Genomic DNA, 11,859 nt, shown 5'->3' with positions numbered 1-11,859 from the left:
CGAACTCAACCGGTGCAACTGGCTTCGCAGGCAGCCCGAGTTCTGTATTGAGTGCGTTGTACGCCGATCTGACGCGCGATTCAGCCACCCGTGCGAGCGGGACGAGTTCAGCAAGCGTCCGCGAAAGCCCCGCACATCGACAGGCCGCATGGACGCTCGCAGCTGCGACTGCTTCAATCGACCACCCTGGCAGCAGGTCCGCCTGTTGAGCGGACCGAAAGCACCGACAGGCTTGGTCACGCAAGCTGTCCGGGAGGTCAAGCGCACCGATGAGTCGCCGGACTTCGTCCAAGCCATGCGCGAACCGACGTTCACGACTCGACTGGTACCGACTCCGACTATGCTGGGTACGGAGTCGAGAGAGTTGCTGGCGATGTTTGCCCGGAATCGCGGTCCCGTTCGCGTCGACGTGTCGGCCGATTTCAGTAGCGAGACCGTGATCGTGTCGCGTCGGCGTTCGTGGTGCACCTACTCGCTTGCGCTCCTTGCGCTCGAACGACCGCCACTCAGGACCGCGGTCGATTCCGTATCCGTCGATGATGAGCCCACACAACTGGCACCGTCGCTCACCAGCGTCCGTAATGACCTGGCCGCCACACTCCGGACAAGACGCGTTTCCACAGGATTTCCCGCACGATTCGTCGAACTGTCGCTCGTAGACATCTCGTGTCGCCATCTCGAACACCGCGCGACGCAATTTGGTGCGCCCCCCACCCGTCAGGGGCCAAAAAACGCGGTTGCTGTCTCGAACACCCTTGACCCAGCTGGAGGTCATTAAATGACTGAACCACAACACCAAACAGGCTAGCAAGTGGATTACCGTTGCAGGCTCGTCGTGTCACATAAGACGCGCCCTGTTCTGCAACGGGTGCGGAATCGCGTACCAAGCCATCCGCGCTCGCCCCTTGATAACTCCCTCGTGGGCCTCGTGCCCACCGAGTTTCGTACACTCGACACTCAAGTTATTGGATATCTGTGGGTTGCGGGTCGCGGACTGTGTTAGTAGGAATTTCTCACCAGGCAAACAATTAACTGAGGCAACAAGTAACTGTCTTGTATGAGTAGCTCACCATGGACTGCGAACTTTGCGACTGAAAAAAACAAATGTGCAGCCGATGTCCAACGCCTCCTCGAGAAGTACCCGCAACCGGTCGTCTACGAAGTCATGAGTGAACTGCTCCGGCGAGAGATGCGCGAGCAGTTTGCTGGTGCGTACGCTGCGTCCCAGCAGTCCGACGACTGACGAGTACTTGGTGACGTACGAACCCTCGCTAACGGCTATTCAGACAGATTACGCCGCCCAGCGTCAATGCAGTTCCAGCACGGGAGGTCCTCAGATAGCGGTTCACACTCACAGGCAGGTCTGGTGTGTCATCATCGCCGTTTGGTAGGCTACCACCGTCAGCAACGACACGCATCTGGACCGCAAGTTCGAGTATTCGTGGGCGGATCGCGACTGCAACCCGGTGCTTACACGGGCCGTTACCGCTCGCATCGGCGGGACACGAACACGAATCGGGCACGCCATTCCGAATTCGAACGCGGTACTCGTGCGCGGTTGGGTCATCATAGCTCTCGTTGCGAACACGGACATCGCCGTCGAAGAGTTCGAACGCGAACGCCTCGTACTGCGCCCGCTTGAGGACGCGTACAGGTGCGTCGAACTCTAGTATTACTGGAGTCATGATAGCCAGCGCGCAGTGCGCGCGCCCCCTCGGGCGCATGAAAAACTACGCTGTCGGACGGAGTGGCAGACGACACGAGGACCAGTACGCTTCTTTTCAACGGACCTATCCTGACTACCCCATTGCAGTCAGTACAGAGAAAACGTATCAATCAGTTCAGGTGGGACAGTTACCCCCAATATTGTCTGATAGCTCATACTTGGTAATCCAAACGCAGGCCAGAGAGTGAAGTCGCAGAGTGTGTTTTCCGATGTGGTCATGTGGACTACCTCTACTCTACTTGTTCGTTCCCTGCATTATGAGCCGTGCCGTCACAAGGTCCCGTTCTGAGGCCCCGAGGAATCCCTTCGTGAAGCCCGCACCGAATCTCAAGTCGACGAGAGCATCACCTCTCTCGGGGACTTCCTCACGGTCCACGACAGTAGCGAAGCGAAAGGTGTGGGAATTTCCTGTCGCGCCGTCAAACATCAGATGCCACCGGTACTGTCTCGTCAAGTCGGTAGTGCCCAAGTAAAGGTTCGAGTCAGCGTTGCCATCGTCAGCCGGAACAACGTCTCCAGAGTGAGTGACGAGAGACCCTGAGGTCCAGCCGTGTTCGACCGTCAGGGAAGCAGTTTTCCACCCGCTCCTCGTATTATAGTTCGATCCTGGGATAAGTTGATACTTGGTGACGAGGGCGTAGCGACCAGTTGATTCGAGGTCGTGAATCGACGCGGACTGTCGAACGGTACCGTACGTCTTGCTTCCCGCCGTTGTCGTGTCAGTAGCCACGATAGGGCTGTTCCGTTGACCTGTCGAGGGTACTGGCTCCTCGGCGTATGTGGCTGCTGGAATGGAGGGCTTGCCGTCAATCCCGGCTTTTGCTCCGAGAACGCCAGCGACCCCGACGCTACAGACCAATCCGAGAAGCGTGCGACGTTGCATTGTTCCGAGGGAATCTCTCTGAGATTGAATACCTGTTGATATACTAATAGGTGGGCTTGCGTATCAAATTCCTCATCACGCATGATCGCCGTCGCGTCGAGGTCGTCAACGCCCTCTCGAACACGCTCGAGATTCCGCTCGAACTCACGAATGTCGCCTGCCAGCCGCGCTCAAGCAGTTCTTGGCCGTCTCCGAGGCAACCGGGAGGTCACCCCACCGGGCGCTGCCGGCGACCGTTGTTGAGTCGTCATCGAACGTCACATAGTAGTCGAACACCACTTCGGCCTGCGGGGCGGCCCCCACCAGTTGGTCGAACACGTCGGCGGCCCGTGAGAGGGCTTCGTCTGTTGTCGATGCAGTCACGAGTGCGTAGATTACTTGGTGCATTCGTCGTCACCTCACCGGCTCAAGAGTCGAAGTCTGTCCGACCTCCTGCGCCGGCGCTCATCGCCGGCGCACACAAACACAACTCACTGCGACACACCAGAGATCACGAGTACGGTTGCTCTTGAGACGTGAAAGATACCTCACGCTGGTACTGTTGAACTCACCGACATGAAACCGGTCATTCTTCTCGAAGCCAAGTGTGGACGGACCATGATGAAACTCGTTGTTTACCATCCACGCAGCAAACCCTCCTTAATTCGCTGTTGGGCCATATTCGCTTCAAGCTTGGCGAACACACACCAAACAGTTGGAATAACGCGTCTGGTGGGGTCATCATCGGAACTTCCTCAGGAGATATCAAATCGATTGCCGGAAACATCTGATTTTAGTTCAAATAAATAGGAGGATAACTGTGACAAGCAACTTCTTAGATCGCAGCTCCATCTTTGGTCTTGTCGGTGCGGTCGTGATCGTTGCTGGCGGACTCATAGCTACCCCGCCAACGGGAATGACAGAGACTGGTCTGACCGCGACAGCAGTCTTCCTTGCGACACTTCTTCTGTGGTTGATTCGCGCTGTTCCATATGTGATCTCAAGCGTCACTGCAGTCATGCTCCTCTATGCACTTGGCGTCTCAAATTCCGTCCAAGATGCTGCATCTGGGTTCTCTTCTTCGCTCGTTTTCTTTCTACTTCTACTCTTTCTGTTGGGGAACACGATTTCCGAAGTGAATCTGGATACCCGACTCGCAGATCGCCTCCTTGGGACCAAAAATTCCCCAACGCATGCACTCCAATCGCTAACAGCGGCACTACTCTCTCTTGCTGTCTTTATGCCCTCTGCTGCGGCTCGGACCGTGACACTAATTCCTGTAGTTCGTCGTCTTCGGACCTCTTTTAATCTTTCCTTCAGTTCTGACTTCTCGCAAACTGCTTTCTTGATCCTTGGCCAGGTAAACCCACTTGCATCCATTGGACTCATGACTGGCGGTGGTATGGCTGTAGTCACTGCTGGACTCATTCACTCGCTCGTCGGTCCCCTCACGTGGGTGGAATGGGCCCTATACATGGTTCCTCCTGCAGTAGTCCTATATCTGCTTGGTGCTGTTTCCGTTTTCGCGCTCTATCCGCTCAGTTATCCAGATATTCAGAAACCGATGACAAAAGATACTGCTACTGGCTTCAACCGTGACCAACAGATCGTTGCCACTGTGATGTCCGGAACCGTCCTTGCGTGGATTATCGGATCGTTCCTTGGGATCCCTACCATTCTTCCAGCTGCTGCGGCAGTCCTTATCCTTGCACTCCCCAAGATCCGAATTATCCGTGCAGATGCTGTCGAGGACGTGAGCTGGAACGTGCTCTTTCTCATCGGTGCAATGTTTTCTTTACTTGAGGCACTGACGAATACGGGGGTTGTGGAACTGTTTATCAACCAGACCTTAGAGACAATCCCGCTTCATGCTCTACCCACGTTCGCAAGCATTGGTATTCTTCTTCTGGTCGCAGTCGCCATTCGTACTGTGTTCTCTACTGGGTCTGCGGCGCTGCTCGTCGTTGTCCCTTTCGCGCTTCGGATTGGGGAACAACTGGGTGTGAACCAACTCTATCTCTCATTCGCACTGCTCATCGTTATTGGTGGAACGACGTTTCTTCCGTTCAACACAACCTCCGCCCTGCTTGCGTACGAAGAGGGGCCACTAAAACAGAGAGAGGTTGCTAAGTTCGGCGTCGTAACACTCCTTCTCTCGTTAGGAGTTAGCACTACCGCATGGCTGTTCTACTGGCCGTTTGTCTCAAGCGTATAGAACGCCTGACCCTCCATCAGGCGTCGGTGTGTACGCGAGACCGTTACACTCTCGACCTTGTTGTTATCGTTGACGCTGGCCTCAATCGACATTTTTCCTTTCGGATGTCCCAACTCAACCGTGTCACTATCGGGAGCATCTGCGACCTGATTTGGGATCGTTCCCTCAAGTAGTGTCGCGGCTGCAGTACACGATGCACCTGTCACAGCATACACTGGGTGAAGGTACTGCATGCTCATGATTCGGGCTGTAATATCGATTTCCGATTCAGTAACGTGACCTGTGGTCGCCTCGTAATCGGTTGGCGGCGCGACAAACGCTATCTTCGGGAAGCCAGGCGATTCGACGGTTGCATCCTCAGGGGAATCGACGATTCCAAGTTCCGTACACACGGTCGCTCGAATCTGCTCGATCCGGTCAAGGAACTCAGGGTTGTTATCGATGTCTTCGGGCAGCTCCGTGCCAGTGACACTGAGGTCAGATGCTCGGACGAAAACAACAGGAGTTGTAACGTCTAAGACCGTCATCTCGACAGACTTACCATCGACATCAAGTGTCGTTACCCGTTCGTTGAACGGAAAGAGTCCTTTTTCAATTGTGCCGGCCGGATCGTAGAACGTCGTGTCAACCCGAGCGCCAGTACCAGGGACACCGTGGATCTTGTGATCGCCCACAGTAGCTGTACGACCGTCGACTACTTCGAAGGATTGGTCAATACGTGTCTCTGTGTTCTTATTATAGAGCGTAACTGTTGTTTCACCGTAGTCCGGGACATCGATCATATTTTGATCGACAGCGAACGGTCCAACGACAGTCGTCATGTTTCCGCAGTTCCCTCCATAATCGATGGTCGGATCACGGACACTGACCTGACCAAATTCGTAGTCGATGTCAATGTCATCTCGATTACTCTCTTCGATGATCATCAGTTTGGATGTCGTCGATGTTCCACCACCAAGTCCATCGATTTGACGCTCATCAGGACTGCCGAACAGCGAGAGGAGCGCTGTATTGGTGTTCTCTTCTGGGAGTTCATCGCGAGCGACGGCAACTCCCTTGCTGGTGCCTCCGCGAACGAGGGCGCACTGCAGTGAATTCTGATCCATTTAAGCGTTTGAGGTTGAGCCGAGTTGTTGTTTCAGAACCGGACCGAGGTACGGCCCGACGATGATCACTACCGTTGCGACGATCAGCAGCAGTCGAAGGGGGGTTGCGAAGAAGATATCCAAACTTCCGTTGCTAAGGGAGAGCGATCTGGAGAGATTTTCCTCCGCAATGGGACCAAGAATAAGTCCCAGAAGGAATGCGACGATGGAATAGTCGTACGACTCCATGAAGTACCCGACAATACCCAATGCGAGCACGACGAATACGTCGATATAGTTCGAATTGAGCGAGAACGCGCCCAAAACGGACAGCACGATGATAATGGGAATAATCACGGCGGTGTTCACCGTCGTCAGGTAGCCTGCCCACCGAACTACGAGGAGGCCGAGGGCAAGGACAATGAGACTACATACCACGAGTGAGACGAAAATCGAGTATGTGAGGTTGATCTGTGCGCCAAAGAGTGCTGGTCCAGGGCGGATCCCATGAAGCATGAGCGCGCCGATGAGAACAGCGGTTGTGGTGCTCCCTGGGATACCGAACGTCAGTGTCGGAATCAGCGATCCACTTACTGTCGCGTTGTTTGAGGACTCTGTGGCGATAATACCCTCCTCGGAACCGTTTCCGAACTTTTCGGGATTGTTAGATGCACGTTTTGCTTCCCCGTACGCGATAAACGTTGAGACAGACCCTCCGGACCCCGGAACTGCACCAATAAGCAAGCCGATGATGGATGACTTGATGAGCGTGAGCGGTTTTGAAAGGACTGTCCGAATACCCGACCGGACGCTCCCTCCGATGTCAACATCCCCACCACGCGAAATCGTCCCGCCCTGCTTGCTCAGACGGAGCATCTCCGAAACTGCGAAAATCCCAATGAGGGCTGCGACAAAGCTGATTCCGTTGTGAAGGCCGAGTTGGCCAAACGTGTATCGCTGTGTTGGGAGCATTGGTGCGATCCCAACAGTTGCAAGCATCACGCCGAACCCGCCCGCCATTGCATCTTTTAGGAACGATCCTTCAGAGACGACCATGATGAGCGAGAGTCCAAGGACTGCGACTAAGAAGTACTCGGGCGTCCCGAACAGGAGGACGATTGACACGAGTACAGGAAGGATCGCGAGAACGGCCACTCCACCGAGGAAGTCGCCGATGGCCGAGGAAACAGCAGAGATAGTAAGTGCGTCGACAGCACGTCCTACTCTCGCCATCGGATAGCCTTCGAGCGTCGTCGCTGCTGCAGACGCAGAGCCTGGAACATTGAATAGAATTGCGGAGATGCTGCCCCCGTACATGACCCCATTGTATATTCCGATGAGGAAGATAATCGCGGTGATGTCCCCCATCTGGAGTGTGAATGGTGTCGCAATCGCCAGGGTAAGTGCCCCTCCGACACCGGGAAGGCCACCACCGATGATGCCAATAAAGACACCGAGCGCGAGGAGCGCAATTCCCGGCCATGAGACAACCGTTTCGATTGCGTGAAAGAGTATGCTAAGGTCGACCATTCAGAGCCCTCCAGTAACGATATCAAGGTTCATGAGCGCAACGAAGACATAGGCAACCCCAGTGAGTGCGATGGTGATAATCGCTGTTACCCACCACTTCTGACCCGTATAGACGAAGTAGGCGAGTGCGAACACTGGAGTCACCCAGAATAGTCCAATGGCGTACCCAAGGAGGATGTACCCTGTGATGAGCGTACCAAGCACTAGCATGCGGGTTAGGTTTTCACTCTCCGTACTGTCTTCACTCATCTCCGTTCCTGACGTCGACGACTCATCGGCATCAGAGCCGCTGAGCACAACAGCGTCATCTTTGGTGAATTCGTATGGGATGACGTTGTTTAGGACGCGAAGCGCGGCTGCGACCAAGACAAGTCCGGACGCGGCCTGTGGAAAGAGACGCGCTGCCGGTGGGAAGTCGTAAGCTGTGACGAACATATACACGGCAAGTGTGACTAGTAGCGCGGCGAACACATGCTCACCACGGACTATATCCGTGAGCCGATCCGTCACCGAGGGTTTGGATGTGCTCATTTTTGGATAAACTCATTAGCGGACTCAGCCGCCGTTTTTCCGTACACGGCCGCGTTCATTTGACCAGTTCCACCAGGGTAGTTGTCGAAGAACAGCCCGCCGGTGCTGTTCCCAGCAGCGTAGAGTCCCGGAATCGTCTCGCCGCGACTGTCGATGACTTCTGCGTCGGTGTTAGTGCGGACACCACCGAAGCTGAACGTGATACCACCAGTGACGGCGTATGCGTAGTAGGGGGGCTCGTCAATGGGGAGTGCCCAATTCGTCTTCGGCGGTGTAACGCTAGTTGCTTCGTTCCCGTCGAGAGCCTCTGGTTCAAACTCACCTGGATCGCAGGCAGCGTTGTACTCTTCAATGTTTGCAACAGCTGTCGTGGGGTCGCCACATCCGACTTCGTCCAGAAGATCGGGGAGATTATCCGCGATGGTGGGATCCGATGGTCCAGTTGCGCGGAGGAGATCGTGAACCTTCGAGTCGACGACAATGTACGCGACGTGATTTGGTTCCTCAAAGATGAGACGGCCAAACTTCGCGTAAGTATGTGCACGAGCGTCCTGACCTTCGTCAACAAACCGTTCTCCTTCGTCGTTCACGATGACGCCGTACTGGTAGCCATCGACACGATTTGCCCCACCAGCGACGTCCGGGCTAGCAGCGTCAATAAGTGCCATATGGGCACCACCCCACTGACCGACGAGATCAGCACCGATATCGCTGGCTGCTTCGAGTGCTTCGCCAGTGTTGTACCGACTGCCACGTACCTTCATCGCGTCATAATCACGTCCATAGTACCGAACGCGCTTTTCGTCACTCGAACTGTATGCGCCGGCTGCAAGGACAACGGCATCAGCCTCAAATCGAACAGGGCCATCGTCAGTTATCGCATCCACACCGACGACGCTACCATCACTATCTCGGTAGAACCCACGAGCTTCAGTCTTGAAGTGGAAGTCTGCACCTTCATTTTCAGCAGCTTCAGTAACAGTGTCAACATATTCTTCGCCATCGAACCACGTGCGCGCCACGGTATACCCAACGGCAAGCGGTTCCATCTGCCAGTCAACGCCAGCGGAACCGGTGAGCCACTCAAGGGTATCGCCGGCGTTTTCGGCGAGATAGCGAGCGAGGGCCGGATCTGCCCGGTCACTAGTCTGATCAAGAATATCTTCGTAGAACTCGTCGGCAGTGTAGTCTTTGATGTCGAACTCGAAGCCATACTGCTCAAGGTCAGTCCCAACGGAGGGAACACGGAACGATTCGCTGAATCGAGTGTGTCCGCCCTGATGTTCACGAGGAGCTTTCTCGAGGACGGCAACAGTACGGTCAAGTTCCGCAGCGCGGAGCGCGGTCGCGAGGCCAGCGGTACCACTGCCGACGACAACGATATCGTAATTGTACGTATTACTGTATCCAGGTGCGTTCATTGTGGGATTTTGTTGATGCTTTTGAGTGTTATTCGCCTCGAAGCTTCGACATATTGACTTTATCCGGGATTGTGTTGATGGAATTCACTAAGGCCTTCTTAGCGCGTTCGTGAGAACCATATTCGACAATATTTCCAGTCTGCTCTGACCAGGTCTGCACTTCATCGGTTTGGAGTGCAGCCTTAACACCCTCTGCGAGGGTATCGCGGACATCCGTAGGTGTTTCAGGCGGTAGGAACATGCACCGAGTGAGCTGGCCGATGTAGTCGATGCTTTTGAAACCGGTATCCGACGGGGATGGTGCCTCAGGGAAGACAGAACTCCCCTCACTCGAGAGAATCGAGACAGCCTCGAGATCGCCCGATTCAACGGCACTCTGCGCCGCAGTGTCAGTAGTTGCGACGACAGGGACTTCACCGGAAACAGCCGCTTTGATCGCAGGTCCAGCGCCGTCGTAAGCGACATATTGGTTGTAGTTCAGACCGTAGTCATTCTTCATCACGATAGCAGCGAGGTTAACGATGCCACCGCGTCCAAGCCCTGCGAATTGCTTGAGATCTCCAGACTGGTAACGGTTGACGAGGTCTTTGAGACCCTCAATGTTATGCTCCGGATTCGCAAAGATTCCGTAGGGCGTCCGGGCGTACGTACAGACGGGCATGAGCTTCGTCATATCCCAATCCGGCTGGTGTACCAAGTAGGAGATAGGCGTGGACGGTGGGTTGAATCCACCAAACGTGTATCCATCGGGCTCGGAGCGAAGGATCTCAGCAGCCCCTTTCAGCGAGGCAGCTCCTGGTACGTTTTCGATTGCGATCCCAGAATCCAGTTCGTTGGAAACTTGGGGCATAATCTTCCGAGCGTACGTGTCGGTACCGCCACCCTGACTGAAGGGGACGATATAGGAGATATCTTCACTAGGGTATTCGCCACCGCCACCCTGAAGCTCACTCTGGACCGCACTACAACCTGAGAGTGCTACGGTTCCGGCACCAGCTGCGGCCATAAAGCCACGGCGTGTCATACTGGCATTGGTGTCATGTGCCATGCACCGGACGATTGGGGTTTGACTAATAAGGTTAACGATGATGAGGGTAATGAAGCAGTACTGATTGTATTCACGAGAAGTGACGCTACTGGTACTCTAATCGCAGCTGGAGTTCATTTGTCACGCCCAAGAGGAAGTTCGGAAGCTCAGAGCGGAATCTCTCTCCTTTGATTCGATGTGCAGGTCCCGAGATACTCACGCCACCGATGACGGTGTCGTTACTCAAAACCGGCGCACCAACAGCTCTCAGTCCTCCGATCGACTCCTCGTCACTGACTGCGTATCCTCGGTCGCGTATCTTCTGTAATTCGTCAAAGAGAATCTCCTGGTCTGTGACCGTGTTTTCAGTTAATGCTGGGAGGCCGTGTTGGTCAATAATTTCTGTAACACGACTGTGCGGAAGATGAGCGAGAATAGATTTACCTGCCGAGCTGGCGTGCAAGTTTATTCGCTTCCCAATCCGAGAATCAGCCCGTACAGCATTGTTCCCAATCGCTGTATGGATGTATGTCCCTATACCATGTTCTTCGACGATGAATTGAGCTCGCTCACCGGTTTCTTCGGCTATTTCTTCGATTTTCGGAATCGTTGTTCGAAACTGCTGGTCTCGGATCCGGACGTCTCCACCCTTGTCGAGAAACGCCATCCCCAACTTATAACTTCCGTTCTGTTTGGTGAGGTAGTCTTCGTTTTCAAGCGTCTTGACATACCCATGAACAGTACTCCGCGCGAATCCGACTTCATCGGTGATTTCGCCAATAGTAAGGGCATCTCGTTCTTGAATTACATCAATGATTGCTAGGGCATTTTCAAGCGTCTTGAGAGAGCGACCAGGTTCATTCGGAGGCATATTAGACCATTTCGTCAGGGACGTCAAAAGTGTTCACGATTTGTGAATCCCAAATGGGAGTTACTTCATACTCAGAGAAGCCGAATTGAGTATGAGCGGGGCCAAAGAGGCGTTCACAAAGGGATTCAGACATTGTGAATTATTTCGGAGAAAATAGTGTGGATTAGTCGCGATAGAGACTGCCCTTGAACCATTAAACGGTGGTTAGCGATGGTATTGGTCTATATACGCCCATATTTGCGGATTTACGATATTCAGCCGTGTGAATTATATCATATATGATAAAAGAATATAGTTTTCACCTAATTATCTAAGGAATTTTCCTCGGGGAGAATATTCCATGGTGGTTGAATACGAATCTAACTCGCGCGCGGTATCCATCATGGCCGAGCATAGAGATTGGAACACATCTAATTGGCAAGAATTTCGAGGTGGATAACACCTCTCGAGCACTGATGGGAACTCTCATTTTCCGAAGAACAAACTGTAGTACTGTAATGGAAGATACAAACTCAGTCTGAACCATATAGTTTCGGGGCACTGTCTAGTTAGTGACCTCCTCAACCGGGGTTCGTCCATCGAGCGCTTGAT

The 11,859-nt window shown here is 53.9% G+C and carries 10 protein-coding genes and 2 pseudogenes; 2 read left to right on the top strand and 10 right to left on the bottom strand.

What is annotated here, in order from left to right:
• Positions 1-676: transcription initiation factor IIB family protein (locus tag NKF06_RS17255; protein ID WP_253246114.1), on the bottom strand; the 676-nt coding region annotated here is incomplete at its 3' end.
• Positions 677-1,057: 381 nt separating this feature from the next.
• Here NKF06_RS17255 and NKF06_RS17250 point away from each other — a divergent pair.
• Entirely contained in the window at positions 1,058-1,243 is a 186-nt protein-coding gene (locus NKF06_RS17250; RefSeq protein ID WP_042662373.1) for a hypothetical protein, read from the top strand.
• 35 nt (positions 1,244-1,278) lie between these two features.
• On the opposite strand, the pseudogene NKF06_RS17245 reads toward NKF06_RS17250, so the two are convergent.
• From NKF06_RS17245 to NKF06_RS17235, 3 genes and pseudogenes are all read right to left on the bottom strand, one after another.
• Positions 1,279-1,685, bottom strand: a pseudogene (locus NKF06_RS17245) (SWIM zinc finger family protein).
• Between the two features lie 276 nt (positions 1,686-1,961).
• Positions 1,962-2,609, bottom strand: a complete 648-nt coding sequence (locus tag NKF06_RS17240) for a hypothetical protein (protein ID WP_253246113.1) — start codon at positions 2,607-2,609, stop codon at positions 1,962-1,964.
• 68 nt (positions 2,610-2,677) lie between these two features.
• A pseudogene (locus NKF06_RS17235) lies at positions 2,678-2,996 on the bottom strand (hypothetical protein); the annotation flags it as partial.
• Positions 2,997-3,408: 412 nt separating this feature from the next.
• Between NKF06_RS17235 and NKF06_RS17230 the strand changes: the two are divergent.
• Positions 3,409-4,803 carry an SLC13 family permease gene (locus NKF06_RS17230; RefSeq protein WP_253246112.1) on the top strand — a complete coding sequence of 465 codons (1,395 nt, stop codon included), beginning with the start codon at positions 3,409-3,411 and terminating at the stop codon, positions 4,801-4,803.
• On the opposite strand, the gene NKF06_RS17225 is transcribed toward NKF06_RS17230, so the two are convergent.
• The 6 genes from NKF06_RS17225 to NKF06_RS17200 all read right to left on the bottom strand — a co-directional run bounded on the left by NKF06_RS17225 (position 4,776) and on the right by NKF06_RS17200 (position 11,268).
• On the bottom strand, positions 4,776-5,909 hold the full coding sequence (locus NKF06_RS17225; RefSeq protein WP_253246111.1) for a PrpF domain-containing protein: 1,134 nt from the start codon (positions 5,907-5,909) through the stop codon (positions 4,776-4,778). The genes NKF06_RS17230 and NKF06_RS17225 overlap by 28 nt on opposite strands.
• On the bottom strand, positions 5,910-7,418 hold the full coding sequence (locus NKF06_RS17220; RefSeq protein ID WP_253246110.1) for a tripartite tricarboxylate transporter permease: 1,509 nt from the start codon (positions 7,416-7,418) through the stop codon (positions 5,910-5,912).
• The gene (locus NKF06_RS17215; RefSeq protein ID WP_253246109.1) at positions 7,419-7,949 is read right to left on the bottom strand and encodes a tripartite tricarboxylate transporter TctB family protein; all 531 of its coding nucleotides are present in this window, start codon (positions 7,947-7,949) and stop codon (positions 7,419-7,421) included. It abuts the gene before it with no gap.
• Positions 7,946-9,370 (bottom strand): FAD-dependent tricarballylate dehydrogenase TcuA, encoded by a 1,425-nt coding sequence (gene tcuA, locus NKF06_RS17210; protein ID WP_253246108.1) that lies wholly within the window; start codon positions 9,368-9,370, stop codon positions 7,946-7,948. The genes NKF06_RS17215 and tcuA overlap by 4 nt, the downstream gene beginning before the upstream one ends.
• A gap of 28 nt (positions 9,371-9,398) precedes the next feature.
• Positions 9,399-10,418 (bottom strand): tripartite tricarboxylate transporter substrate binding protein, encoded by a 1,020-nt coding sequence (locus tag NKF06_RS17205; RefSeq protein ID WP_253246107.1) that lies wholly within the window; start codon positions 10,416-10,418, stop codon positions 9,399-9,401.
• A gap of 85 nt (positions 10,419-10,503) precedes the next feature.
• Positions 10,504-11,268, bottom strand: a complete 765-nt coding sequence (locus tag NKF06_RS17200; protein ID WP_253246106.1) for an IclR family transcriptional regulator — start codon at positions 11,266-11,268, stop codon at positions 10,504-10,506.
• Between the last annotated feature and the right edge of the window lie 591 nt (positions 11,269-11,859).

It is taken from the genome of Haloferax sp. AB510, assembly GCF_024136985.1.
In the GTDB taxonomy this organism is placed as follows: domain Archaea; phylum Halobacteriota; class Halobacteria; order Halobacteriales; family Haloferacaceae; genus Haloferax.
The sequence above is the reverse complement of the archived record's forward strand: the minus strand, read 5'-3'. Positions and strand labels throughout refer to the sequence as shown.

Coding starts and splice junctions, on each gene's coding strand:
- NKF06_RS17250 (WP_042662373.1), top strand. CDS start 1,058: ATGAGTAGCTCACCATGGACTGCGAACTTTGCGACTGAAAAAAACAAA.
- NKF06_RS17240 (WP_253246113.1), bottom strand. CDS start 2,609: ATGCAACGTCGCACGCTTCTCGGATTGGTCTGTAGCGTCGGGGTCGCT.
- NKF06_RS17225 (WP_253246111.1), bottom strand. CDS start 5,909: ATGGATCAGAATTCACTGCAGTGCGCCCTCGTTCGCGGAGGCACCAGC.
- NKF06_RS17220 (WP_253246110.1), bottom strand. CDS start 7,418: ATGGTCGACCTTAGCATACTCTTTCACGCAATCGAAACGGTTGTCTCA.
- NKF06_RS17215 (WP_253246109.1), bottom strand. CDS start 7,949: ATGAGCACATCCAAACCCTCGGTGACGGATCGGCTCACGGATATAGTC.
- tcuA (WP_253246108.1), bottom strand. CDS start 9,370: ATGAACGCACCTGGATACAGTAATACGTACAATTACGATATCGTTGTC.
- NKF06_RS17205 (WP_253246107.1), bottom strand. CDS start 10,418: ATGGCACATGACACCAATGCCAGTATGACACGCCGTGGCTTTATGGCC.
- NKF06_RS17200 (WP_253246106.1), bottom strand. CDS start 11,268: ATGCCTCCGAATGAACCTGGTCGCTCTCTCAAGACGCTTGAAAATGCC.